This is a genomic window from Chromohalobacter canadensis (assembly GCF_029544075.1).
Taxonomy (GTDB): domain Bacteria; phylum Pseudomonadota; class Gammaproteobacteria; order Pseudomonadales; family Halomonadaceae; genus Chromohalobacter; species Chromohalobacter canadensis_A.
The window spans coordinates 90,002-112,970 of sequence record NZ_JAJQJH010000007.1 but is presented as its reverse complement, the minus strand read 5'-3'; the positions used below and the strand labels follow the sequence as shown (position 1 = coordinate 112,970).

Genomic DNA, 22,969 nt, shown 5'->3' with positions numbered 1-22,969 from the left:
ACATGTCAGAATAGATGCCATACTCATGCGGAACCTCCGAACGCCATGCGCCTGATCGTCGCCGAAAAACCCAGTCTGGCACGCGCCATCGCCGACGCATTACCCGCCAAGGCGCAACGCCAGGACGGGTATCTCGAATGCGGGGAGACCTGTATCAGTTGGTGCGTCGGGCACCTCCTCGAGCAGGCACCACCCGACGCCTACGACGCTCGCTATCAGCAATGGCGCCTCGACGATTTGCCCATCGTGCCCCAGCAATGGCAACTCATACCACGCACCAAGGCCCGCACGCAGTTGGCCGTGATTCGCAAACTCCTCAAACGTGCCGATAGCGTCGTGCATGCCGGCGATCCGGACCGCGAGGGGCAATTGCTGGTCCAACAGGTCATCGAACGCCTGGGCTGGCGCGGCCCGATGGCGCGACTGTTGATCAGCGACCTCAACCGCCCCGCCGTGCAACAGGCATTGCAACGCCTCGAGGACAACGCACGCTATCAATCGCTCTTCGAGGCTGCCGAGGCACGCTCGCGCGCCGATTGGCTGTATGGCATCAACTTGTCACGCGCCTGGACCTTGACCGGCCGCCAAGCCGGCTACTCGGGCGTGCTCTCGGTGGGGCGCGTGCAGACGCCCGTATTAGGACTCATCGTGCGCCGTGACCTGGAGATCGAGCGCTTTGTCTCGCGCCCCTTTTATACGCTGTGGGCGGATCTTGGTGTCGAGCACGGCTCACTACGTGCCTGGTGGCAACCCCAACCGCCGCATCCGTTGGACGACCAGGGACGACTATTGGCGCGCGAACCGGCCGAAGCGTTGGCGGCGCGCTTGCCCGGCGCCGAGGGGCACCTGAGCACCCTGCAAAGCAAGAAGAAATCCCAGACGGCTCCCCTGCCGTATTCGCTGTCGGCCTTGCAGGTCGATGCCGCGCGCCGTTACAAGCTACCGGCCAAACGTGTGCTGGATATCTGCCAGACGCTCTACGAGCGCCATCAGCTCATCACCTACCCGCGCTCGGATTGTCGCTACCTGCCCGAAGGGCATTTCGCCACGGCGAAGCAGACACTCTCTACGGCCTGCGCTTCTGACGACACTCTCGCCGGCTGGCTACGCGGCGCAGACTTCAACCGCCGCTCACGTGCCTGGAACGACAAGCAGGTCGGCGCCCACCATGCGCTGGCGCCCACCGGACGCCCTTTCGACGCGGCCCGCTTATCCAATGATGAGGCCAACGTTTTCAGGCTGATCGCCCGCAACGTACTCGCGCAATTCTACCCGCCACTGGAAACGCGCGACGTCAAAGCCGAGTTCTCGATCCTCGGGGAGTGCTTTCGCGCCCAGGGCCAGGAGGTACTCGTGCGCGGATGGAAACCGCTATTCACTACGCGTGATGAAGCACCGGCGTTGCCCGCGTTGCGCGAAGGCGAAACCGCTCGGGTCCAGGCTTGTGCCGTGGAGGACCGTCAGACGCGCCCACCGGAGCCATTCTCCGACGCTAGCCTGATCAAGGCGATGATGAACATCGCCCGCTACGTCGACGATGACGCAGTGCGTCGTACCCTGCGCGATACCGACGGCCTAGGCACCGAGGCGACACGCGCCGGCATTCTGGAGACACTCATCACGCGCGGCTACGTGATTCGCCAGCAAGGCGCACTGCGTGCCACACGGACCGGACGCGCGCTGATTCAGGCCTTGCCGGATACCGCCACTCGCCCCGAGCGCACGGCCCTTTGGGAGCAGCGCCTAGCCGAAATCGCCGAGGGCAACGCCGACGCCACCGCATTCCTCGACACGCTGGTGGGCGATGTTCACCAACTACTGAGTCAGGCGGATGCCGAGCGCATGCGCCAGGCTCTGGCTACGCCGGGCGGTGCCGAGCCCTCACGGCCGACACGCGGCAAATCCAACACCGCACGGCGGCGCACCAAGAAGCGCACTTCGTCACGCAAATCCACCACAAAAAAAGGCGATACCTGATGCGCCCAGCGCCCACATGGTGGATTCTCGGCGCCGGCGCGCTAGGGCGACTCTTCGCCATCCGTTTGACGACCACGTTGTCGCTACACTTGATCGGCCGCCGCCCCGACGATAGCCCGCTCCGCTATCATGCCCCTTCTGGCGAGATTCATGATGTGGATGTGGCACGTACCACGCTCGCCACCCTGGCATTGCACACGCACGCTCGCCCTGCGCTAGTCGTGCTCGCCACCAAAAGCCATGCCACCCTGTCGGCCGTCGAAGAACTCGCAGCCCATATCGATCCTCAAACGCCTCTGCTATCGCTGCAGAACGGCTTCAGCATACAGCCACGGTTAGCGGATATCTGGGCCGGTCCGGTGCTCTGCGCGAGCACCACCGAAGGCGCCTATGTCGAGAGCAATGCCGGCGTCGTACATGCCGGCACGGGGACCACCTGGGTCGGTGATATCGACAACACCTGGCCTGCCCTGGCGCGTGACTGCGTATATTGGCTCAACCTGGCAGGATTAAGCGCCTATCACGATGATGCAATCGTTCAGCGCCTGTGGCACAAGCTCGCCATCAATGCCGCGATCAACCCGCTCGTAGCCCGCTACCGGATTCGTAACGGCCAGTTGCGCGACCGACCTTTTCGCCGCATGGTCGACACCGTCATCGACGAGATCGGCCCCTTGCTCGAAGGTGAAGGTGTCACCCCGCCACCAGCGGGCTGGCATACGCTCGTCTGGGAGGTCATCGCGGCCACGGCCAATAACCGCGCCTCGATGCTGCAAGATGTCCTCGCCGGCAGACCGACCGAGCGCGAAGCCATACTAAGACCGTTGCTGACGGCCGCAGAGCGCCAACGATGCGCCGCGCCGACGCTCGAGACGCTGTATCATGACACACCATCATGAATACCCGGACCACGACGAACGGAGATTCCATGCGCCACCGCCTCTTCATCACGCTCTTATTGGCTTTCTTGCTACCCGGGCTCGGTCACATGTTCCTGCGTCGCTGGGGGTGGGCCACATTGTGGCTGGCCGGATTCATCACGCTAATGGCGCTGATGATGATCCCCATTCGCTGGCTAAGCTTCATTTGGTTGCTGCTACTACTCGTGCTGTGGGTGGCCAGCATGGTGCATGCGGCCACATTGGCGCGCGCTAAAGCTAAAGCATTCGCCGGACACCAACACGGAGCGTCATGACAGTGATGTCGCCCACTCGTCTGCGCGATCCGTACTTCATCTACCGCTACCGCCATCGACTGCACGTCCTGCGTACTTCGCTGGCGTTGGCGATCACCTTCATCGTCATCCTGACCCTGCAAATACCTCATGGCAGTTGGGCGCTGGTCAGCACGATGATGGTCATGGGCAATCTGCCGCATATCGGCGGCGTCATCGACAAAGGGGGGCAACGCCTTCTAGGCACGGTGCTGGGAGCGATCTGGGGCATATTGCTGGTGCTGATTCCCGCACCTGCGCCGTGGGTGGTACCAGCCTGGACCCTGATCGGCATCGCAGTCGCCACGCACACCACGTTCGCCACGCGCTATGGCTATAGCGCGCTGATGTTCGGCGTGACATTGCTTATGGTGGTGGGTGACGGCCACCAGGACTTGGGGATCGCCCTGTGGCGAGCCTTCGATGTGCTGATCGGAACGAGCATCGGCATCCTCGCGACCTTGTTCATTCTGCCCCAGAAAGCCACCGACCTCTTACGTTTCCTACTCGCCGACAATCTCGACAAGCTAGCACGCCTGTATCATGCACATACCAATGCGACGCAGCATGACGACGTCGATACGCGACAGTTGTTGAAGAGCACGACGGATCAACTGGTCAAGCAACGCGGCTTGGTGGATGCCATCCACAGCGAGCGCCGTCTGCATCGCGATGACTTGGAACGCATTTTGTCGCTGGAACGACGCATGCTGTCGACGATCGAGCTTCTCCTGGAAACTCACTGGGCAACACGGGCCGGTCACGACATCATCGCCGAACTCGATGGCTTGCGGGACGAGCAACACCGCCTAGCGCGCGCGCTCGGCAGTTTGGCATTCCAGGTCCGCACGGGGCAGACCATCGACATCACGGTGGTCGCCTTCGACTTGCAACGCCATGCACAAGCCGCCCTGGAGGCGCGTGGCGAAAACGACCGCGCCTTGTTCAGCCCGAGCGGCTACCTGTGGCTCAACCGTGAGCTGGCACGTCTTACGCAAGCACTCATCGACACCTTGCAGACACTCGACCGACTGCCCAGCGCCCGCTTGCGTCGCCGCGCCTCACGCCACACCCTGATTCGCGACCGCCTGGCGATGCCACTGGATACATCCCGGGGCGACCCGGAACGCACCGAGGATGACGCACGCTGACTCCCAGTACCGATGAGTGGCAATGCCGCTGTTCAGTGCCGTCCCGACGGCATCGCCTCCAGAAGCCGTATACGTAGCAGGCGACGCGAGATGGATGCCGCGCTATCCGGCCATAGCCAAATAATGCGGCGCCCGAGGCGCAAACCGATCAAACACGCGCCGATACGCAGCGGTATCGGCGCAGCGTTCTGCCACTGCCCCGAGGCCTCACGCCATTGCCATGTGGCGTGCTCCCCGTCGAGGCGCTCCCGCAACTCCCAACGCCGCTGGCCATGCCACCAGTAGCCCACCAGTGCCGCTCCACTAAGCGATACTGCAGACGTCAGCCACCCTGCACTCAGCATGAGCGACAAGCCACTCACTACCCCCCAGACGAGGACATGAAGCGCCAAGTCGAGTCTAGAGGGTACGATACTGATTGTTGGAAGTGGTTTCGGCATAATCAACGATCATTTGGACGATGCGCCGCAACTCGGCGTCGGCGGGCCACTCTCGGCGCATTAGCCAGATGAAGAGGTCCTGATCTTCCTGATCGATCAACGTCTGATAACGGGCCTTGTCCGCCTCATCGAGCTGCGGGTAGCAATGTTCGAGAAACGGGATCAGCAGTAGATCCAGCTCCCACATGCCACGCCGCGAGTGCCAGTAAAGCCGTTTGATGGTTACATCGTCCTGCATGGAGACTCCCAAGCGATGTCATGACATGAATAGACGACGAGTATACCCGAGGACTTGGCGAGACACATCGTTTCCACTCCTTGCTCAAAACCGGCTAATATTGACTTGCAATGTGCTAGTGCGTTGTTTTATCAAGGTTTGAGCAGTATGCTGGATTCACAACAATATCGTGGTCGCTTTATTGCCATGTGCAGCGGAGCGGCAAAGTCGCTTGGAGACATTTGATGACCAAGTCCGAGTTGATTGAACAGATTGCCATTCGGCAGCCCGAGCTGTCGGCCAAAGAGGTCGAGGCAGCGGTCAAGATCATTCTTGAAGACATTACCCACTCGCTTTCCAGCGGCGGGCGCGTCGAAATTCGCGGGTTCGGTAGCTTCTCTCTACACTTTCGGGAACCCCGGACCGGACGTAACCCCAAAACCGGCGACCCTGTCGACTTACAGGGCAAGTTCGTGCCGCATTTCAAGCCCGGCAAGGAATTGCGCGAACAGGTCAACGCCAGCCGTGCACTCGGCTACTGAAGCCTCAGGGCGCCATATCTCCATGCAAAAGGAACCTGCCCATGCGTTGGTTTAAAGGTGTCGTGCTGGCCATCATCTTGCTGGTCGTCCTATTGCTCGGCATCCTGTTTGCCGTCAATAACCAACAGGCCATGCCGCTCGACTTGATATGGGTCGAACTGCCGCCCGCCTCGTTGTCTCTTTGGCTGCTGATATCGCTGGCCTGCGGCGTGATGCTCGGCATGCTGGCCATGACCGGTATCTATTTGCGGCTGCGCACGCTTCTGACCCGTGCCCAACGCCACAATCAACAACAGCGCAAGGAACTGGATCGGCTACGCACCCAGGAGTTCAAGGAAGCGCCCTGAATGCTTGATCCGCTGCTGCTTGGCCTATTGGTCGCGGCGATTGCCATCGGTTGGTGGCTCGGACGTCGCGAGCGCCGGCGCGCTCGCGAACGCCTCTCCCCCGAAGTGTCGTTGCCCAGGGACTATTTCATTGGTCTCAATCATCTGCTCAACGAGCAGCCGGACCAGGCCATCGAGACGTTTGTGCAAGCGCTCGAGGTCAATAGCGACACCATCGAGACGCACATTGCACTGGGCAACCTATTCCGTTCGCGCGGCGAGGCCGACCGCGCCGTCAAGATCCATCAGAATCTGTTGGCACGTCCGACGCTGACTTCTTATCAAGGCGGGCTTGTGCAACTGGAATTGTCGCGGGATTTCCTGAACCTGGGATTGCTCGATCGCGCCGAACGCCTCCTGCAAACACTGGTGAAGGACACCCCCAACGAGGGACTACGCGACGCTGCCAAACGCCTGCTGGTCGATCTACTCCAGCGAGAGAAGGAGTGGCAACAAGCGTTGGATGTCGCCACGCCGCAGCTCATCCGCCAAGATGCCGATATCAAGCGTGCCGCGGCTCACTGGCTTTGCGAGCTCGCCCAGCAGGATCGGCACAATGCGAGCCCCAGCATGGCTCGCAAACGTCTGCGCCAGGCCCTCTCGATCGATGAGCGTTGTGTCCGAGCCACATGGCTACTCGCCGAACTCGAACGAGACACAGGACATTACAAGGCGGTCATTCGTCATCTCACTCGGATCCCCGAGCAGGACCCCGGATTCCTTCCCGTCATACTCGACCCCTTGCACGAGGCGTATCGACGTCTTCAGGACGAAGTGGGCTGGTGTGCCTTTCTGGAAGCGAAACTGCAAGAGACGCACTACACCAGTGTGGTGATCATGCTAGCGGCGTCCCGCCTGCGTACGGATAGCCAGGAAGCGGCCATCGCGCTCATTAGTGAGCAGCTGCAAACGCACCCCAGCTTACGTGGCGTCGATTACCTCATGGACCTCTATCTGATCGGTGAGGACCATGGCGACCGAGAGCGCCTGCTGCTGCTCAAACAACACACCCAAAAACTACTCGCGGCACGCCCCCGCCACCGTTGCCATCGCTGCGGTTTCGGCAGCGCCCAATTGCATTGGCAATGCCCGCGCTGCCAAAGCTGGGGCACCACCAAGCCCATCACCGGGCTGGAAGGCGAATAGCCGCTAGCGGCCGATCTCTTGCTCAATATCGGCCAATGCCGCCATCGGATTCGAGGCTTGCGTCACCGGTCGGCCGATCACCAGGTGCGTGCTCCCCGCCGCCAATGCCCGTGCCGGCGTCAACGTACGGCGTTGATCATCGCCCTTCGAAGCGCTGGGTCGTATACCTGGCGTGACTTTCAAGAACGTATCGCCACATAGTGCCCGCAGTGCCGTCGCTTCCTGCGCTGAACACACCACTCCGTCCATGCCGCTACGCTGCGAGAGCGCCGCCAAACGCTCGACCTGAGACAAGGGGTCGTCATCGACGCCAATCTCGGCAAGGTCTTCACGCGCCATACTGGTGAGCACTGTCACCGCTATCAGATGCGTGGGGAGCCGACGCTTCTCAAGCCGCTCTCTGGCCGCTTCCATCATGCGCCGCCCGCCACCCGCGTGGACGTTAACCATCCACACGCCATGATCGGCTGCCGCTTCAACGGCGCCCGCCACCGTGTTGGGAATATCGTGAAACTTGAGATCCAGAAACACCTCGAAGCCACGTGCATGCAGTGCCTCAAGTATCTGCGGACCACTGCGCGTGAAGAGCTCTTTGCCAACCTTGACCCGACAGTGTGCAGGGTCCAACCGGTCGGCCATGGTAAGTGCTTGGTCAAGATCAGGGTAGTCGAGAGCGATGATCAAAGGCGTATCGGGGCGCGGCATGATGTCTCCTGCAAACAATATGATGGCGGGACATTATACCGCCGCCCTCGCTTCGCTACCTAGCGCCTGTCGAGTGCTTCTCTCCAGCCTTTTCTTATAAGCACAACCTAATTTGTAGTCATCGGCTTACAAACAATGTCATCAAAAGATGACATTTCAACCATGGAAATCTGGGTATGGTGAAGCCACTCAATAAGACATACCTAAAGGAGTGATTGCATGAAGAAACTACTAAACTGTGCTCTACTGACACTGGCGCTGAGCGTCACTACCCTCGCGGTCGCCCAGGAAGATGCTTCGGCGCCTATCGACATCAATCACGCCTCTGCTGAAGCGCTGACCGCGCTGCCGGGCATTGGCGACGTCAAAGCACAGGCGATCATCGAGGACCGTGATGCGAATGGACCTTTCTCCTCACTCGACGCCCTGACCCGCGTCAAGGGCATCGGCGAAGGAACGGTGCAAGATCTAAACGATCGTGTCACGTTCTGATACCACCCTATCGACGCTCGCATGGGAGGCCCTCGCGAGCGTCTTTTTGGCCGGCATCATGTTGTGCTCTGAACCACCGGCGAGCCTTTAGATCCTCAGCCCGCCATCGCACTCCAGCACCCTTCCCGTGAAATAGTCATTTTCCACGATATAACGCACGCTCGAGGCGATATCAACCGGTTGCCCCAGATGCCCCAAGGGAATGCCCTTGCTGATTTTCTCGAGCACTTCGGCGCGCATGGACGCCGTCATCTCAGTTTCGATGAACCCTGGCGCCACCGCAGCCACGCGGATCCCTTGGCGTGCCAGCTCTTTCGCCCAGGTAACCGTCAGCGCTGCCACCCCTGCCTTGGAGGCACTGTAATTTCCCTGCCCCATGTTGCCGGACCGTGAAATACTCGAGATATTGACGATGACCCCTCCCTGGCCCGCCTCCACCATCTGCGTCGCGCCTTCACGACCGCATAGGAAGACACCCGTGAGATTGACGTCGATGACCTGTTGCCACTGATCTAGCGTCATGCGTTTCTCGATATGCCCCGCGCTGCCTTTCACCAACAGCCCATCGTCAGTGACGCCCGCATTATTGACCAACACAGCAAGCGGGCCCAGCGACTCACGTTGCTGCGCGAATGCGCGGGTCACGCCATCTTCATCGGTCACATCGACCAGAAAAGCGTACGCGGAAATGCTACGCTCCTTCAGTGTGGCAACCGCAGCGCTCAAAACCTCTTCTTGGCGGTCGAACAATGCAATGCTCGCGCCCTGTGCCCCTAGTTCGGCCGCTATCGCTAACCCCAACCCTCGAGCGCCTCCCGTTATACCGACCACCTTCCCATCAAGCTCCATGGCGACACCTCCCGCGTTCAAGTAACGAGCCAGGACCTCGCGGCACTTTTGTGCAGCGCAACATGAAGAGCTTAGCATGCGATGCATGGCGTCTCCATGAAGCAATCACAGCGCGCTTGCATCACCGCGCCGTTTCCCTTGCAATTCACACTCATGCCACCATCTACTGGAAAGTCGTAATCACACGGAGCCGCCATGCCACTGTTACTTTTCATTACGCTTTTCGGGCTACTCGATTTCGTAGTGCTGTTCGCGATCGGAGGGCAGATCGGTCTGCTTCCAACGCTGGCATTGGTACTGCTGTCCGGGGCCTTAGGCCTTCATCTGATTCGGCGCGAAGGGGTACAGACCCTGCAGCGCGCCCAGATCCGCTTTGCCCAGGGGGAACTTCCTTCGGAAGAGTTGATTACCGGGGCCGCCTTGATCTTCGGCGGAGCATTACTGGTCGCCCCAGGCTTCCTGTCAGACGGCTTAGGACTACTGTGCCTCATTCCGAGTAGCCGCCGTTTTCTGGGCCGTGGGCTACAGCGCGGTGGATGGCGCGGCCGAATTTTTACGATGGGCTACGGTGGCGCGACTCAGGAGCAAACCACAGCCAGTGATTGGCACGAACATACGCAGCGCACGGATAAAGCCTCGCAAAATAACCAGACGAATGACGAGCAACCGATTGAAGGGGACTACATAGGGAAGGATGATTCTCGGCATTGAAAAAATTCATGAAGGGCCCTTGAAAGTGGATACGTCGACCCAATCAAGCCCTTAACAGATGATTCGGCCGTAACGCCTTGATGCGTCGGCCTTATAAACAGAAGGCCTAGCCTTCACCCTTGAGCTTGGCTCAACGGGATTATCCTATGATCCATAGAACCATCAGGAGAACGTGAGCAATGAAAATCCGTCCTTTGCACGATCGTGTCGTCGTCCGTCGCATGGAAGAAGAGCAAAAGACCGCTGGCGGTATCGTGCTTCCGGGTAACGCTCAAGAGAAACCGACTCGCGGTGAAATCCTTGCTGTCGGCAACGGTCGTATTCTCGAGAATGGCGAAGTGCGCCCGCTGGACGTCAAGGTGGGTGATACCGTGATTTTCAAGGATGGCTTTGGCGTCGAGAAAGAAAAAATCGACGGTGAAGAAGTCCTGATCATGAGCGAAAGCGATATTCTGGCCGTTGCCGAGTAATTCACAACGCTCACCAGTCACATTTTCGTTTCACGTTTGCGCGACTAAATCGCGCCATTAATGGGAAGAGCTAGAAATGGCAGCTAAACAGATCAAATTCTCCGATGATGCCCGCAAGCGCATGGCGCGCGGTGTTAATACTTTGGCCGACGCCGTCAAGGTCACTCTCGGGCCCAAAGGACGTAACGTCGTATTGGAAAAGTCCTTCGGCTCACCGACCGTGACCAAGGACGGGGTTTCCGTCGCCAAGGAAATCGAGCTCAAGGACAAGTTCGAGAACATGGGCGCACAGATGGTCAAGGAAGTTGCTTCCAAGACCTCTGACGTGGCCGGTGATGGCACCACTACTGCGACCGTTCTCGCCCAATCCATCGTCACTGAAGGCATGAAAGGCGTGACGGCGGGCATGAACCCGATGGATCTCAAGCGCGGTATCGACCAAGCCGTCGAGGCTGCCGTCAAGGAAATCCAGTCGCTTTCCGTGCCGTGCACCGATGCCAAGGCTATCGCACAGGTCGGTACCATTTCCGCGAATGGCGACAAGCGTATCGGTGAGATCATCGCCGACGCCATGCAGAAAGTTGGCAAGGAAGGCGTCATCACCGTCGACGAAGGCCGTGGCTTCGAAGATGAGCTGGAAGTCGTCGAGGGTATGCAATTCGATCGTGGTTACCTATCGCCCTACTTCGTGACCAACCAGGACACCATGATGGTGGAACTGGAAGATCCGTACCTGCTGATGGTCGACAAGAAGATTTCCAACATCCGTGAATTGCTGCCGGTGCTGGAAGCTGTCGCTAAATCTGGCAAGCCGCTGGGCATCATCGCCGAAGATATCGAAGGCGAAGCGCTGGCGACACTGGTGGTCAACACCATGCGCGGCATCGTCAAGGTTGCGGCGACCAAGGCACCCGGTTTCGGCGACCGTCGCAAGGCCATGCTGCAGGACATCGCCATCCTTACCGGCGGCACCGTGATTTCCGAGGAAGTCGGTCTGACGCTCGAGCAAGCCAACCTGGATCACTTGGGTAGCGCCAAGCGCGTCACCATGTCCAAGGAAAACACCACCATCATCGATGGTTCCGGTGTCGAGTCTGACATCGAAGCGCGTGTCAGCCAGATCCGCGCTCAGATCGAAGACACCAGCTCCGACTACGACCGTGAAAAACTTCAGGAACGTGTCGCCAAGCTGGCCGGCGGTGTCGCCGTCATCCGTGTGGGCGCCGCGACCGAGTTCGAAATGAAGGAGAAGAAGGCCCGCGTCGAAGATGCGCTGCACTCCACACGTGCGGCCGTTGAAGAAGGCGTCGTGCCTGGTGGTGGTACCGCACTGGTACGCATCCTTGGCAATCTCGCCAACCTCAAGGGTGAGAACGAAGATCAGACTCACGGCATTGCCATTGCCTTGCGTGCCATGGAATCGCCGCTGCGTCAGATCGTGACTAACGCGGGTCAGGAAGCGTCCATCATCGTCAATCAGGTCAAGGCCGGTGAAGGTAACTACGGTTACAACGCACAAACTGGTGAGTATGGCGACCTGTTCGAAATGGGCGTTCTCGACCCCGCCAAGGTCACGCGTAGCGCAATGCAATCCGCTGGCTCCGTGGCTGGCTTGATGATCACCACCGAAGCCATGATCGCCGACGATCCGGACGAGAAAGAAGCCGGCGGCGGCGCATCAGACATGGGCGGCATGGGAGGCATGGGCGGCATGATGTAATCACCGCCTACCGACTCCCGGGGCGCTGTCCCGTGACTCGAACCCCTGCCGGGCAACCGGTGGGGGTTTTTCATGTCCGGACATAGGCCAATCGTAGCCCGTAGCCCGTAGCCCGTAGCCCGTAGCCCGTAGCCCGTAGCCCGTAGCCCGTAGCCCAAGTACACTATCGCCCTGCCTTCGACTGTATCGCGACGCTTTATGCTCTCCAATATTCGTATCGTACTCGTTCAAACCTTCCACCCCGGCAACATCGGCCAGGCCGCACGCGCCATGAAAACCATGGGCCTGAGCGACCTGGTGTTGGTCAACCCCCGTTGCTTTCCCGACGAGGAAGCCACACGGCTGGCCGCTGGCGCCACCGATGTGCTCGACAACGCGCGTGTCGTCGAGCACATTTCGCAGGCCGTCGGAGATTGCGTTCAAGTCGTCGGCGCGAGCGCCCGTCTGCGCAGCCTCCCCCTGCCCCACTTCGACGATCCCGAGCCCATGGCCGTGCAAATGGTCGAGCATGCGCATGAAGCCCCCGTGGCACTCGTGTTCGGCCGCGAGCGCTTCGGCCTGACTAACGATGAAATTCGACACTGCACGCATCAGGTCAGCATTCCCGCCAACCCCGATTACAGCGTCCTCAACCTGGCACAAGCCGTGCAGATACTCGCCTACGAAGTACGCCGTGCATGGCGCCATCAAACACCGAGCGCCGCTCAGCCCAAGTCCAAGCAGCCCGCCTTGCCGACACGCGAACAAATGGCTCACTTCGAGACGCACCTGCACCAAGCCCTGTCGTCCTCAGGTTTTCTGACTCAGCCTCATGCGCGTACTGAAGATCACCTACGCGCACTTTTCTCTCGTGCTCAACCCACTCGCAAGGAGCTTTCCATCCTGCGCGGTGTCTTGACGACATTGGAAAAAGCCGGCACACAACGCGATGACTAAGAGAGAAACCATTCACCCCTAAGAATGTGCCATCTGACGGACACAAAAAAACCGCGCCTCCTGGAGGCGCGGTTTTTGTACGGCTCAATAAAGCGCTCACCGCCGCGTCGAAAACGCGACGGTGATATGACTTATTCGCCGCCCATCTGCTGCTTGATCAAATCACCGATGGTGGTCGGGCCTGTTGACTCCGGCTCAGCTTCCTGATCGCGCAGTTTGCCCATCGCACGGCGTGTATCGACCTGATCCTTCGCCTTCACAGACAGGTTGATCGCACGATTTTTGCGATCGACACCGACGATCTTGGCTTCGACGCTATCGCCTTCGTTGAGCACGTTGCGAGCATCTTCGACGCGATCGGGGCTGATCTCGGAGGCCTTGAGTACAGCCACGACATCAGTCGCCAACTCGACATGCGCTTCCTTGGCATCGACTTCGACGACGCGACCGGTGACGATGGCACCCTTATCGTTGACGGCCAAGTACTCGGAGACCGGATCGGTTTCGAGCTGCTTGATGCCAAGCGAGATACGCTCACGTTCCGGATCGATCGACAGGATGACCGCTTCGGCTTCGTCGCCCTTCTTGAACTTGCGCACGGCTTCTTCGCCGGTTTCGCTCCAAGAAATATCGGACAAGTGGACCAGACCGTCGATGCCACCTTCCAAGCCGATGAAGATACCGAAATCGGTGATCGACTTGATGGTGCCCGAGACGCGATCGCCCTTGTTATAGCGCGCGCTGAAGTCTTCCCACGGGTTAGTGGTGCACTGCTTGATACCCAAGGAGATACGACGACGTTCTTCGTCGATATCCAGCACCATGACTTCCACGTCATCGCCGACCTGGACGACTTTCGAGGGATGGATGTTCTTGTTGGTCCAGTCCATTTCAGAGACGTGGACCAAGCCTTCGACACCTTCCTCGAGCTCGGCAAAGCAACCGTAGTCGGTCAGGTTGGTGACGCGGGCATTTACGCGGGTGTTTTCCGGATAACGATCCTTGATATTGACCCACGGATCTTCGCCCAGCTGCTTCAAGCCGAGAGACACACGGTTGCGCTCACGATCGAACTTGAGCACCTTGACGTTGACCTCATCGCCAACAGCCACGATCTCGCTGGGATGCTTGATGCGCTTCCACGCCATATCAGTGATGTGCAGCAGGCCATCGACGCCGCCCAGATCGACGAACGCACCGTAGTCGGTGAGGTTCTTGACGATACCGTCGATCTGCTGACCTTCCTGAAGCGTAGACAGTAGCGCTTCACGCTCGGCGCTGTTCTCGGCTTCGAGAACGGCACGGCGAGAGACCACGACGTTATTACGCTTGGGATCGAGCTTGATGACCTTGAAGTCCAGCTCTTTGTGCTCGAGGTGAGCAGTATCGCGAACCGGACGGACGTCGACGAGAGAACCGGGCAGGAAAGCGCGGATAGAGGAAACGTCGACCGTGAAGCCACCCTTGACCTTGCCGTTGATCACGCCCTTGACGATTTCGTCCTTCTCGAAGGCCGCTTCCAGCTCTTTCCAGGCCTCGGCACGCTTGGCCTTTTCGCGAGACAAGCGCGTCTCGCCGAAACCGTCTTCGACGGCTTCAAGGGCAACCTTGACTTCATCGCCTACGGAGATGGTCAATTCGCCATTGTCATCACGGAACTGCGCCACGGGGATTTGCCCCTCGGACTTCAGACCCGCGTTGACGGTAATCCAGTCACCTTCGATATCGACCACGGTTGCCATGACGATGGCACCGGGTTCCATATTGATGTCCTGGAGGGACTGTTCGAACAGTTCAGCAAAGCTTTCGCTCATGTTGTTCCTACGTGATCAACGTTAATAGCGGCCAGGCCGCTCATTCTCCGCACCACCAGCAAGCGCGGGCCTTTCCTACATATCCCTGGGAACGTTGGCGCTGGTTCGACCTGCGAAGGCTCTCGGTTGTCGCCCGCGCACGTCATGACGTTTGACCAGGGTCTCCGGATGGGTGCCCGTTTCACCCCAGCTGCTCAGTTCGGGAGGCCGAGCCCACGTGCTCTGAGCAGCCTTTCGATACACTCCACCACGTCCGGTATCGCAAGACTCGTACTATCCAACAAAACGGCATCGTCTGCCGGTTTGAGTGGCGCCACTGCACGCTGCATGTCGCGCGCGTCACGAGCCTTAATTTCCTCTAGAAGACTCGTTAGATTAGCATCCCGACCGGCGTTCAGCAACTGTTCATGGCGTCGCCGCGCCCGCTCTTCCGCTGAGGCCGTCAGGTAGACTTTCAGGGGCGCATGGGGGAATACCACTGTGCCCATATCCCGTCCATCCGCCACTAGCCCTGGCTTGTCGCGAAAGTCGCGTTGCCGTGTCAGCAGCGCATCGCGCACCCGAGGTAACGATGCCACCTGCGAGGCAACGTCGCCGACCTTTTCGGTGCGAATATCGCCACTCACGTCACAACCTTCCAGCTCGATACGCGTTTCGCCATCGCACGCCACGAAGCGGACATCCAAAGTTTCGGCACAAGCCGCCAACGCAGCTTCATCGTCCAGTGCCAAGCCATGCTTGAGTGCCGCCAGCGCCGTAAGACGATACAGGGCGCCGGAGTCCAGCAAGTGCCAGCCTAGACGCTCGGCGATCAAGCGACTGACCGTCCCCTTACCTGCGCCGCCTGGCCCGTCAACGGTCAATACCGGCACGTCGCTGTGCGACAAGCTCATGACGCCTCCTGCTCTTCGAGTGACAGCCCCACGCGACGCGCCAGATCAACGAATCCCGGGAACGACGTGGCGACATTAGCGCAGTCATCGATCACGATCTCGCCCTCAGCACGCAGGGCAGCGATGGCGAAGGCCATGGCGATGCGATGATCGCCCAGGCTATCGACATGCCCGCCGCTATAATGCGCCACATGCGTATCGCTGGCGTCGGCGCGACCGACGATGTCGATGCCATCGGAATGGACGGTATTCTCAACGCCAAGAATCGCCAAACCATCGGCCATCGCCTGAATACGGTCGGATTCCTTGACGCGCAACTCCTCCGCGCCTCGCAAACGGGTCACGCCTTCGGCATTGGCCGCAGCAATGAACAGCACGGGAAACTCATCGATGGCCAGCGGCACCTGATCCACGGGGATATCGATGCCCTTGAGCGGCGCATGGCGAACACGAATGTCGGCCACCGGCTCGCCCCCGACTTCCCGGGGATTGAGCAGTTCGAGGTCGGCACCCATGGCCTTGAGGATATTGATGACCCCGATACGTGTCGGGTTGGTCCCCACATGCTCCAGGAGCAGATCCGAACCCGGCGTAATGGCCGCCGCAACCAGATAGAACGCCGCCGACGAGATATCCGACGGCACGTCGATAGGCGACGCCGTCAAGCGGCCGCCGCCCTGTAGCCAAGCTTCGTCAGCGTCGCGTTGCACCGCATAACCGAAACCGTTGAGCATACGCTCGGTATGATCGCGGGTCGGTGCCGGCTCGCGCACCCGCGTCTCACCCTCGGCATAGAGCCCCGCCAGCAAGAGACAGGATTTCACCTGGGCGCTGGCCATCGGCATGTCATAACGAATGCCGCGGAGTGCCTGGCCACCACGAATCGTCAGCGGCGGCCGGCCGCCTTCAGCCGTTTCGATCACCGCCCCCATCTCGCGCAGCGGATCGGCCACTCGGCCCATCGGCCGCTTGTTGAGCGACACATCGCCGGTCAATTCGGTATCGAAGGCCTGCCCCGCCAGCAAGCCCGCGAACAGGCGCATGGCGGTGCCCGAATTGCCCACATAAAGAGGGCCGGCCGGCGCCGTCAGGCCATGCAAGCCGACGCCATGAATCGTCACGCGCCCCTGGTGTGGGCCTTCGATGGCCACCCCCATTTCACGAAACGCCTGCAGCGTCGCCAGACTATCCTCGCCCTCGAGGAAGCCATGCACTTTGGTCACGCCCTCGGCAAGCGCCCCGAGCATGATCGAGCGGTGAGAGATCGATTTGTCCCCCGGCACGCGGATCCGACCGCGCACATTGCCACCGGGAGTCACGCGGTAACGGATATTGCGTTGTTCCATCGCTTGATAACTCGTCTGGTTCAAAAGCGTATCGAAATACTGCCGCGCATGACTGGCACGATCGAAGATCGCCAGCATGGCATCGCCATCATTGTCGGTCACGGCACGGCGCAAACGGGCGACGCCCGCCTCGAACTCATCGAGTGCGCCAAGCACCGCCTCGCGGTTGGCACTGAAGATATCGCGCCACATGACCGGATCACTACCGGCGATGCGCGTAAAGTCGCGAAAGCCCCCCGCCGCATAGCGAAAGATCTCTAGGCGCTCGTCCTGACGCGCCAGGGTGTCGACTAACGAAAACGCCAACAAATGCGGGAGATGGCTAGTGCGCGCCAAGACTTGGTCGTGGCGCGCCACGTCCATTTCCAGTAGCTCCGCCCCACACGCGGCCCATAGCACTCGTACGCGGGCCAGAGCGTCGGGATCGGTGTCAGCGCGCGGGGTCAGTATCACCTTGTGGCGACGATAAAGCGCGGGATTGGACGCCGCCACGCCGCTTTTTTCGGACCCGGCGATCGGATGCCCCGGCACGAAGCGCGGCGGAATATCACCGAAGACCCGCTCGACCGACGCCTCGATGGCACCTTTGGTACTGCCGACATCGGTGATCACCTGATCGCCAAGATGCGGCGCTAATTCGCGCAGCACGGCCTCTATCGCCAACACCGGCACCGCCAGCACAATCAAGCTGCTTTCGGCTACCCAGGGTGCCAGCTCGGTGCTGCCAGCGTCGACCAGCCCCATATCGATGCCGCTCGTCACTTCATCGGCGTCACGATCACAGGCCAGGATACGCCCTGCAAAACCCGCTTCCTTCAAGGCCGCCGCCAGCGAACCACCAATCAGCCCCAACCCAATGATGAGGATACCGCGCTCAGCCGGCGCACAGGACTGCTCCGACATCTACAAGACACCCACAGGGTAGGACCCCAACACCTTGAGCTCAGCAGCACGCAACGTAATCTCTTCCAGCACCGCCGCGACCTGCGGATCGTCGCGATGCCCCTTGAAGTCGATGAAGAACACGTAGTTCCAGACCCCAGTGCGTGACGGCCGCGTCTCGACGCGCGTCAGATCGATCTTGTGGCGGTGGAATGGCTCGAGCAGGTCATGCAGCGCCCCGGGCTGGTTGCGCATGGCGACGACAATGGATGTCTTGTCATCCTCGGAGATCGGCGTGTCCTGATGCCCGATGATCAAAAAGCGTGTTGAGTTATCGGGACGATCCTCGATCTTCTCGGCGACCTTCTCGAGCTCATAACGCTTCGCGGCCATGTCGCCGGCAATAGCGCCACTGTGCCATTCGCTCTTGATCAGGCGCGCCGCCTCGGCATTGGACGACACCGGCACCCGCTCGGCATTGGGATAATGAGCGTCCAGCCACTTGCGGCACTGCGCCAGGGACTGGGGATGCGAATAAATGCGCGAGATCTTGTCGCGGCGCGTATTGCTGGATACCAGTAGATGATGGTGAATGCGCAGTACTACCTCGCCACAGATGCGCAGACTGGCATCCATGAAGGTATCCAAGGTGCTATTGACGATGCCCTCGGTGGAATTTTCCACCGGCACCACGCCAAAATGCGCGGCCCCCGCTTCCACCTCGCGAAAGACCTCATCGATGGCCGCCATCGGCAAGCTCACCGCGCTGTCGCCGAAATGCTTGAGCGCCGCCTGCTGTGTGAACGTGCCCTCGGGGCCGAGATAGGCCACCTTGACCGGCCGTTCCAGCGCCAGGCACGCCGACATGATCTCGCGGAACAAACGGGCCATTTCCTCGTCATCGAGGGGACCCTTGTTGAGCGCCATGATGCGGCGCAGCACCTGAGCCTCGCGCTCGGGGCGGTAGAATGTCGCCTGCGGATCGCTGTCGTTTTTCACCTGCGCTACTTGCTGTGCGCAATGCGCGCGTTCGCTGATCAGCTTGAGGATCTCGCTATCCAGCGTATCGATTCGCTCGCGCAGTGCCGGCAGATCGGCCGACGTGATAGGGGCATTGTTATCGGACATGTCGTGATTAGCCATGGCGTCGTTCGAACTCCCGCATGAAATCGACCAGCGCGTCCACTGCCGCTTCCGGCACGGCGTTGTACAGGCTGGCACGCATGCCGCCCACGCTGCGGTGGCCCTTGAGATTCAAAAGCCCTGCCGCCTCGGCATCATTCAAGAACGCACCGTTGAGCGTCTCGTCGGCCAGCACGAACGGTACGTTCATGCGCGAACGATTGGGTATGGCGATGGGGCTGGAATAGAAGTCGCTGGTATCGATGGCCGCGTACAGCTTTTCGGACTTGCGCGCGTTGAGCCGGTCCATCGCCTCTAGCCCACCCATATCGTGGCGTAACCAGTCGAAGACCAGCCCCGCCAGATACCAGGCATATGTCGGCGGCGTATTGAACATCGAGTCATTCTCGGCCATGACCCGGTAGTTGAACATGGTCGGCGTGTTCGGCAAGGCACGCTCGAGCAGGTCGTCACGCACGATGACCAAGGTCAGCCCCGCCGGGCCGATATTCTTCTGTGCCCCGGCATAGATAACGCCGAAGCGGGACACATCCAGCGGGCCCGAGAGAATCGACGAGGACATATCGCACACTAGCGGCACGTCGCCAACCTCGGGAATATAATCGAATGCCAGGCCGCCGATGGTTTCATTGGCCGTGTAATGTAGATAGGCAGCATCCGACGACAAGACGATGTCCTCGGGCCGTGGCACCGCCGTCAACCCATTGGCTTCGCTAGAAGCCGCCACGTGCGCGCCCGCAAGATGACGCGCCTCGGCAATCGCCTTCTTGCCCCAGATACCGGTGTACAGATAGTTCGGCGTACCGCCCTTGCCCAGCAGGTTATAAGGCACCATCGCGAACTGGCTGGAGGCGCCGCCCTGCATGAAGAGGACGCGATAATTGTCGGGTATGGCCAGCAGCTCGCGCAGGTCGCGCTCGGCACGCACAGCGATCTCCGCAAAGGCATCGCTGCGGTGACTCATTTCCATGACCGACAAACCATGGCCCTGATAGTCGAGCAACTCGTCGCGGGCGCGCTCGAGCACGGGGTCGGGAAGTGCCGCTGGGCCGGCACAGAAGTTGAACTTGCGTGTCATCAGCGTGTTTCCAAACGTAAAGCGACCACTCCCGAAGGAGCGGCCGCATTGAGACTCAATCGCCTTGTGGCGCCTCGTCGTCATCCGGCGCGGGCGTCACCTCGTCGACCACCACCTCTTCTTCATTGGAGGCTGGTTCCTCGACCGGCTCATCGACCCGCACCGTGGCGACCAAATGCTCGCCTTCGCCGGTGCGAATCAGGGTGACTCCTTGGGTATTGCGCGAACTTACCGAGATTTCCTCGACCCGCGTGCGCACCAACGTGCCCTTGTCAGTAATCAGCATCATCTCATCGCTGTCGCGGACCTGAATCGCTGCCACCAAGGCACCGTTGCGCCGCGAGGTCTGCATGGCGATAACCCCTTGGCCACCACGTCCACGCAGCGGAAACTCATCGAGACGTGTGCGCTTGCCATAGCCATTCTCAGAGGCGGTTAGGATATAGACCTGATCTTCACTGATCGTCTGAACCGACGCTTCTTCAGCGACGTTATCGGTGTCGTCAGCCTCGGCATCGATGGTCAACGACTGCGGAATGATCAAGCTGATCACCTCGGCGCCGTCCTTCAGGCGCATGCCGCGAACGCCGCGTGCGGTACGGCCCATCGGGCGGATGCCCTTAGTCTTTTTGTTGCCATCCTCGCTAACAGTTTCTTCGTAGCGCTCTTCAAATCGAATCGCCTTGCCGCTGGACGAGAACAGCATGGCGTGGTCGTTGCCGGAAGTGATCGCGGCACCGACCAGACGATCGTCCTCTTCGAGGTCGATGGCGATCAGGCCCACGCTGCGCGGCCGCGAGAATTGCTCCAGCGAGGTCCGCTTGACGGTTCCCTTGGCGGTAGCAAAGAAGATGTAGCAGTCGTCGCGGTATTCGCGTACCGGCAGGATGGCGTTGATCGACTCACCATCATCCAGTGGCAACATGTTGACCAGCGGCTTGCCGCGCGAACCACGGCTGGCGTTGGGCATCTCGTAGACTTTGAGCCAGTAGACCTTACCGCGATTGGAGAACAGCAGCATGGTGTCATGCGTCGAGGCCACCAACAGGTGCTCGATGATGTCCTCGTCTTTCATGGTGGTCGCCGACTTGCCACGTCCGCCACGCCGCTGGGCCTGGTAGTCGGAAAGCGGCTGCGTCTTGGCATAGCCGCTGCGCGAAATGGTGACCACCATGTCTTCTTCGTTGATCAGATCCTCGATGGTCAGGTCCAGATGGCTGGCCTGAATCTCGGTCTTACGGTCATCGCCGTACTGATCACGAATCGCCCCAAGCTCCTCGCGAATGACCTCTAGCAGGCGCTCCGGCGAGGCGAGAATCTCGTTGAGCTCGGCGATACGCTTGAGGATCGATAGATACTCGTCGAGCAGCTTCTCGGTTTCGAGCCCGGTCAGGCGATGCAGGCGCAATTCCAGAATGGCCTGCGCCTGGGCCGGCGACAATCGATATTCACGCTCGTTGTCGGCGAGCCCATAGCTTTCGTCGAGATCTTCCGGCTTGCAGGATGTTGCCCCGGCGCGCTCTAGCATGCCGGTCACCTGCCCCGGTTGCCAGGCACGCGCGACCAGTTTTTCCTTGGCCTCGGTCGCCGAAGGCGACGCCTTGATGAGCTCGATCACATCGTCGATGTTGGAGATCGCCACGGCCAAGCCTTCGAGGATATGACCACGGTCGCGCGCCTTCTTAAGCTCGAACAGTGTGCGCCGCGTCACCACCTCGCGACGGTGCCGAATGAATGCTTCGAGAATCTCTTTGAGGTTGAGGATCTTCGGCTGGCCGTTATCCAGCGCCACCATGTTGATGCCGAATACGGTCTGCAACTGGGTATGCGCGAACAGGTTGTTGACGACCACTTCGCCGGACTCGCCGCGCTTGACCTCGATCACCACGCGCAGGCCTTCCTTGTCGGACTCGTCGCGCAGCTCGGCGATGCCGTCGATACGCTTGTCCTTGACCAGCTCGGCGATCTTCTCGATCAAACGCGCCTTGTTCACCTGATACGGCAGTTCGGTGACGATGATGTGATCGCGCCCGGTCTTGTCGTTGTGCTCGATGGTATGACAAGCCCGCACATAGATACGCCCACGCCCAGTACGGTAGGCATCGAGAATCCCCGCGCGCCCGTTGATGATCCCGCCGGTGGGGAAATCGGGAGCTGGAATATACGCCATGAGATCGTCGATGCTGAGCGTGTAATCGTCGATCAGCGCCAGGCAACCATCGATCACCTCGCGCATATTGTGTGGCGGGATGTTGGTCGCCATGCCCACGGCGATGCCCGAGGCCCCGTTGACCAGCAGGTTAGGAACCTTGGTCGGCAGCACCTCGGGAATGCGTTCGGTGCCATCATAGTTATCGACCCAGTCGACGGTATCTTTTTCCAGGTCGGCAAGGAGCTCATGAGCAAGGCGCGCCATGCGCACCTCGGTATAACGCATGGCCGCCGCGCTGTCGCCGTCGATGGAACCGAAGTTACCCTGGCCATCGACCAGCACATAGCGCATCGAGAATGTCTGCGCCATGCGCACGATAGTGTCGTAGACCGCGCTATCCCCGTGCGGGTGATATTTACCGATCACGTCACCCACGACACGTGCCGATTTCTTGTAGGCTTTGTTCCAGTCATTGCTGAGCTCGTGCATGGCAAACAATACGCGCCGGTGCACGGGCTTAAGGCCATCTCGTACATCCGGCAACGCACGGCCGATGATCACGCTCATGGCGTAATCGAGATACGACTGTTTAAGCTCGTCCTCGATATTGACTGGCAGAATTTCTCTGGCGATCTCACCCATGGGTCGTTCAATCCTTTGCACCGCGCCATACCATCGGTCATGGCACTGAATGAAACGAACAGCG

Annotated in this window: 22 protein-coding genes; 12 read left to right on the top strand and 10 right to left on the bottom strand. The window is 60.1% G+C overall.

Annotation, left to right across the window (positions count from 1 at the left end; genetic code table 11):
• Positions 1 to 45: 45 nt before the first annotated feature.
• From LUN51_RS10765 to LUN51_RS10750, 4 genes are read left to right on the top strand one after another with little or no spacing between them, the layout of a single operon-like run.
• Positions 46 to 1,977: a DNA topoisomerase III gene (locus LUN51_RS10765; RefSeq protein WP_277811252.1), complete on the top strand. Its 1,932-nt coding sequence runs from the start codon at positions 46 to 48 to the stop codon at positions 1,975 to 1,977.
• Complete coding sequence (locus LUN51_RS10760; protein ID WP_277811251.1) at positions 1,977 to 2,876, top strand: ketopantoate reductase family protein; 900 nt, start codon at positions 1,977 to 1,979, stop codon at positions 2,874 to 2,876. Before LUN51_RS10765 ends, LUN51_RS10760 begins: the two co-directional genes overlap by 1 nt.
• A 29-nt stretch (positions 2,877 to 2,905) precedes the next feature.
• A complete protein-coding gene (locus LUN51_RS10755) occupies positions 2,906 to 3,172 on the top strand; it encodes a hypothetical protein (RefSeq protein ID WP_277811250.1) in 267 nt (88 codons plus the stop codon).
• Entirely contained in the window at positions 3,169 to 4,341 is a 1,173-nt protein-coding gene (locus LUN51_RS10750) for an FUSC family protein (protein ID WP_277811249.1), read from the top strand. The genes LUN51_RS10755 and LUN51_RS10750 overlap by 4 nt, the downstream gene beginning before the upstream one ends.
• A 32-nt stretch (positions 4,342 to 4,373) precedes the next feature.
• Here LUN51_RS10750 and LUN51_RS10745 read toward each other — a convergent pair whose 3' ends face one another.
• Positions 4,374 to 4,733 (bottom strand): hypothetical protein, encoded by a 360-nt coding sequence (locus LUN51_RS10745; protein WP_277811248.1) that lies wholly within the window; start codon positions 4,731 to 4,733, stop codon positions 4,374 to 4,376.
• Positions 4,734 to 4,740: 7 nt separating this feature from the next.
• Entirely contained in the window at positions 4,741 to 5,019 is a 279-nt protein-coding gene (locus LUN51_RS10740; protein ID WP_097022940.1) for a succinate dehydrogenase assembly factor 2, read from the bottom strand.
• Positions 5,020 to 5,243: 224 nt separating this feature from the next.
• Between LUN51_RS10740 and LUN51_RS10735 the strand changes: the two genes are divergently transcribed.
• Genes LUN51_RS10735 through lapB form a run of 3 tightly spaced genes read left to right on the top strand, consistent with a single transcriptional unit; the run spans position 5,244 to position 7,072 of the window.
• On the top strand, positions 5,244 to 5,540 hold the full coding sequence (locus LUN51_RS10735) for an integration host factor subunit beta (RefSeq protein WP_040241697.1): 297 nt from the start codon (positions 5,244 to 5,246) through the stop codon (positions 5,538 to 5,540).
• A 41-nt stretch (positions 5,541 to 5,581) separates the two neighbouring features.
• Positions 5,582 to 5,887, top strand: coding sequence for a lipopolysaccharide assembly protein LapA domain-containing protein (locus LUN51_RS10730; RefSeq protein ID WP_277811247.1), 306 nt, complete (start codon positions 5,582 to 5,584; stop codon positions 5,885 to 5,887).
• Complete coding sequence (gene lapB / locus LUN51_RS10725) at positions 5,888 to 7,072, top strand: lipopolysaccharide assembly protein LapB (protein ID WP_277811246.1); 1,185 nt, start codon at positions 5,888 to 5,890, stop codon at positions 7,070 to 7,072.
• A gap of 3 nt (positions 7,073 to 7,075) precedes the next feature.
• On the opposite strand, the gene pyrF is transcribed toward lapB, so the two are convergent.
• Positions 7,076 to 7,777, bottom strand: a complete 702-nt coding sequence (pyrF, locus tag LUN51_RS10720; RefSeq protein WP_246894199.1) for an orotidine-5'-phosphate decarboxylase — start codon at positions 7,775 to 7,777, stop codon at positions 7,076 to 7,078.
• Positions 7,778 to 7,996: 219 nt separating this feature from the next.
• On the opposite strand from pyrF, the gene LUN51_RS10715 reads away from it, so the two are divergent.
• Complete coding sequence (locus LUN51_RS10715) at positions 7,997 to 8,269, top strand: ComEA family DNA-binding protein (protein ID WP_277811245.1); 273 nt, start codon at positions 7,997 to 7,999, stop codon at positions 8,267 to 8,269.
• A gap of 87 nt (positions 8,270 to 8,356) precedes the next feature.
• Here the strand turns inward: LUN51_RS10715 and LUN51_RS10710 are convergent, their stop codons facing one another.
• Positions 8,357 to 9,118 carry an SDR family oxidoreductase gene (locus LUN51_RS10710; protein ID WP_277811244.1) on the bottom strand — a complete coding sequence of 254 codons (762 nt, stop codon included), beginning with the start codon at positions 9,116 to 9,118 and terminating at the stop codon, positions 8,357 to 8,359.
• A 195-nt stretch (positions 9,119 to 9,313) separates the two neighbouring features.
• Here LUN51_RS10710 and LUN51_RS10705 point away from each other — a divergent pair, with 195 nt between their 5' ends.
• The 4 genes from LUN51_RS10705 to LUN51_RS10690 all read left to right on the top strand — a co-directional run bounded on the left by LUN51_RS10705 (position 9,314) and on the right by LUN51_RS10690 (position 12,955).
• A complete protein-coding gene (locus tag LUN51_RS10705) occupies positions 9,314 to 9,829 on the top strand; it encodes an FxsA family protein (protein WP_277811243.1) in 516 nt (171 codons plus the stop codon).
• 179 nt (positions 9,830 to 10,008) lie between these two features.
• The gene (locus LUN51_RS10700) at positions 10,009 to 10,299 is read left to right on the top strand and encodes a co-chaperone GroES (protein WP_277811242.1); all 291 of its coding nucleotides are present in this window, start codon (positions 10,009 to 10,011) and stop codon (positions 10,297 to 10,299) included.
• A gap of 76 nt (positions 10,300 to 10,375) precedes the next feature.
• Positions 10,376 to 12,019, top strand: coding sequence for a chaperonin GroEL (groL, locus tag LUN51_RS10695; RefSeq protein WP_277811241.1), 1,644 nt, complete (start codon positions 10,376 to 10,378; stop codon positions 12,017 to 12,019).
• A 198-nt stretch (positions 12,020 to 12,217) separates the two neighbouring features.
• Positions 12,218 to 12,955 carry an RNA methyltransferase gene (locus tag LUN51_RS10690; RefSeq protein WP_277811240.1) on the top strand — a complete coding sequence of 246 codons (738 nt, stop codon included), beginning with the start codon at positions 12,218 to 12,220 and terminating at the stop codon, positions 12,953 to 12,955.
• Between the two features lie 131 nt (positions 12,956 to 13,086).
• Here LUN51_RS10690 and rpsA read toward each other — a convergent pair whose 3' ends face one another.
• From rpsA to gyrA, 6 genes are all read right to left on the bottom strand, one after another.
• Complete coding sequence (rpsA, locus tag LUN51_RS10685) at positions 13,087 to 14,769, bottom strand: 30S ribosomal protein S1 (RefSeq protein ID WP_075369788.1); 1,683 nt, start codon at positions 14,767 to 14,769, stop codon at positions 13,087 to 13,089.
• A 194-nt stretch (positions 14,770 to 14,963) separates the two neighbouring features.
• Positions 14,964 to 15,662, bottom strand: coding sequence for a (d)CMP kinase (cmk, locus tag LUN51_RS10680; RefSeq protein ID WP_277811239.1), 699 nt, complete (start codon positions 15,660 to 15,662; stop codon positions 14,964 to 14,966).
• Positions 15,659 to 17,911 carry a bifunctional prephenate dehydrogenase/3-phosphoshikimate 1-carboxyvinyltransferase gene (locus tag LUN51_RS10675; protein ID WP_277811238.1) on the bottom strand — a complete coding sequence of 751 codons (2,253 nt, stop codon included), beginning with the start codon at positions 17,909 to 17,911 and terminating at the stop codon, positions 15,659 to 15,661. The genes cmk and LUN51_RS10675 overlap by 4 nt, the downstream gene beginning before the upstream one ends.
• A complete protein-coding gene (pheA, locus tag LUN51_RS10670; RefSeq protein ID WP_378094062.1) occupies positions 17,912 to 19,033 on the bottom strand; it encodes a prephenate dehydratase in 1,122 nt (373 codons plus the stop codon).
• On the bottom strand, positions 19,026 to 20,111 hold the full coding sequence (gene serC, locus LUN51_RS10665; RefSeq protein ID WP_277811237.1) for a 3-phosphoserine/phosphohydroxythreonine transaminase: 1,086 nt from the start codon (positions 20,109 to 20,111) through the stop codon (positions 19,026 to 19,028). The genes pheA and serC overlap by 8 nt, the downstream gene beginning before the upstream one ends.
• 55 nt (positions 20,112 to 20,166) lie before the next feature.
• Complete coding sequence (gene gyrA, locus LUN51_RS10660) at positions 20,167 to 22,905, bottom strand: DNA gyrase subunit A (protein ID WP_277811236.1); 2,739 nt, start codon at positions 22,903 to 22,905, stop codon at positions 20,167 to 20,169.
• Positions 22,906 to 22,969 lie beyond the last annotated feature (64 nt).

Bases quoted from the DNA above. Each gene is read 5' to 3' on its own strand.
- LUN51_RS10765 (WP_277811252.1), top strand. From the start codon at position 46: ATGCGCCTGATCGTCGCCGAAAAACCCAGTCTGGCACGCGCCATCGCC.
- LUN51_RS10700 (WP_277811242.1), top strand. From the start codon at position 10,009: ATGAAAATCCGTCCTTTGCACGATCGTGTCGTCGTCCGTCGCATGGAA.
- groL (WP_277811241.1), top strand. From the start codon at position 10,376: ATGGCAGCTAAACAGATCAAATTCTCCGATGATGCCCGCAAGCGCATG.
- LUN51_RS10710 (WP_277811244.1), bottom strand. From the start codon at position 9,118: ATGGAGCTTGATGGGAAGGTGGTCGGTATAACGGGAGGCGCTCGAGGG.
- pheA (WP_378094062.1), bottom strand. From the start codon at position 19,033: ATGGCTAATCACGACATGTCCGATAACAATGCCCCTATCACGTCGGCC.
- LUN51_RS10690 (WP_277811240.1), top strand. From the start codon at position 12,218: ATGCTCTCCAATATTCGTATCGTACTCGTTCAAACCTTCCACCCCGGC.
- cmk (WP_277811239.1), bottom strand. From the start codon at position 15,662: ATGAGCTTGTCGCACAGCGACGTGCCGGTATTGACCGTTGACGGGCCA.
- LUN51_RS10705 (WP_277811243.1), top strand. From the start codon at position 9,314: ATGCCACTGTTACTTTTCATTACGCTTTTCGGGCTACTCGATTTCGTA.
- LUN51_RS10675 (WP_277811238.1), bottom strand. From the start codon at position 17,911: ATGTCGGAGCAGTCCTGTGCGCCGGCTGAGCGCGGTATCCTCATCATT.
- LUN51_RS10760 (WP_277811251.1), top strand. From the start codon at position 1,977: ATGCGCCCAGCGCCCACATGGTGGATTCTCGGCGCCGGCGCGCTAGGG.
- LUN51_RS10715 (WP_277811245.1), top strand. From the start codon at position 7,997: ATGAAGAAACTACTAAACTGTGCTCTACTGACACTGGCGCTGAGCGTC.
- LUN51_RS10730 (WP_277811247.1), top strand. From the start codon at position 5,582: ATGCGTTGGTTTAAAGGTGTCGTGCTGGCCATCATCTTGCTGGTCGTC.
- LUN51_RS10735 (WP_040241697.1), top strand. From the start codon at position 5,244: ATGACCAAGTCCGAGTTGATTGAACAGATTGCCATTCGGCAGCCCGAG.
- rpsA (WP_075369788.1), bottom strand. From the start codon at position 14,769: ATGAGCGAAAGCTTTGCTGAACTGTTCGAACAGTCCCTCCAGGACATC.
- LUN51_RS10750 (WP_277811249.1), top strand. From the start codon at position 3,169: ATGACAGTGATGTCGCCCACTCGTCTGCGCGATCCGTACTTCATCTAC.
- lapB (WP_277811246.1), top strand. From the start codon at position 5,888: ATGCTTGATCCGCTGCTGCTTGGCCTATTGGTCGCGGCGATTGCCATC.
- gyrA (WP_277811236.1), bottom strand. From the start codon at position 22,905: ATGGGTGAGATCGCCAGAGAAATTCTGCCAGTCAATATCGAGGACGAG.
- LUN51_RS10755 (WP_277811250.1), top strand. From the start codon at position 2,906: ATGCGCCACCGCCTCTTCATCACGCTCTTATTGGCTTTCTTGCTACCC.
- serC (WP_277811237.1), bottom strand. From the start codon at position 20,111: ATGACACGCAAGTTCAACTTCTGTGCCGGCCCAGCGGCACTTCCCGAC.
- LUN51_RS10740 (WP_097022940.1), bottom strand. From the start codon at position 5,019: ATGCAGGACGATGTAACCATCAAACGGCTTTACTGGCACTCGCGGCGT.
- pyrF (WP_246894199.1), bottom strand. From the start codon at position 7,777: ATGCCGCGCCCCGATACGCCTTTGATCATCGCTCTCGACTACCCTGAT.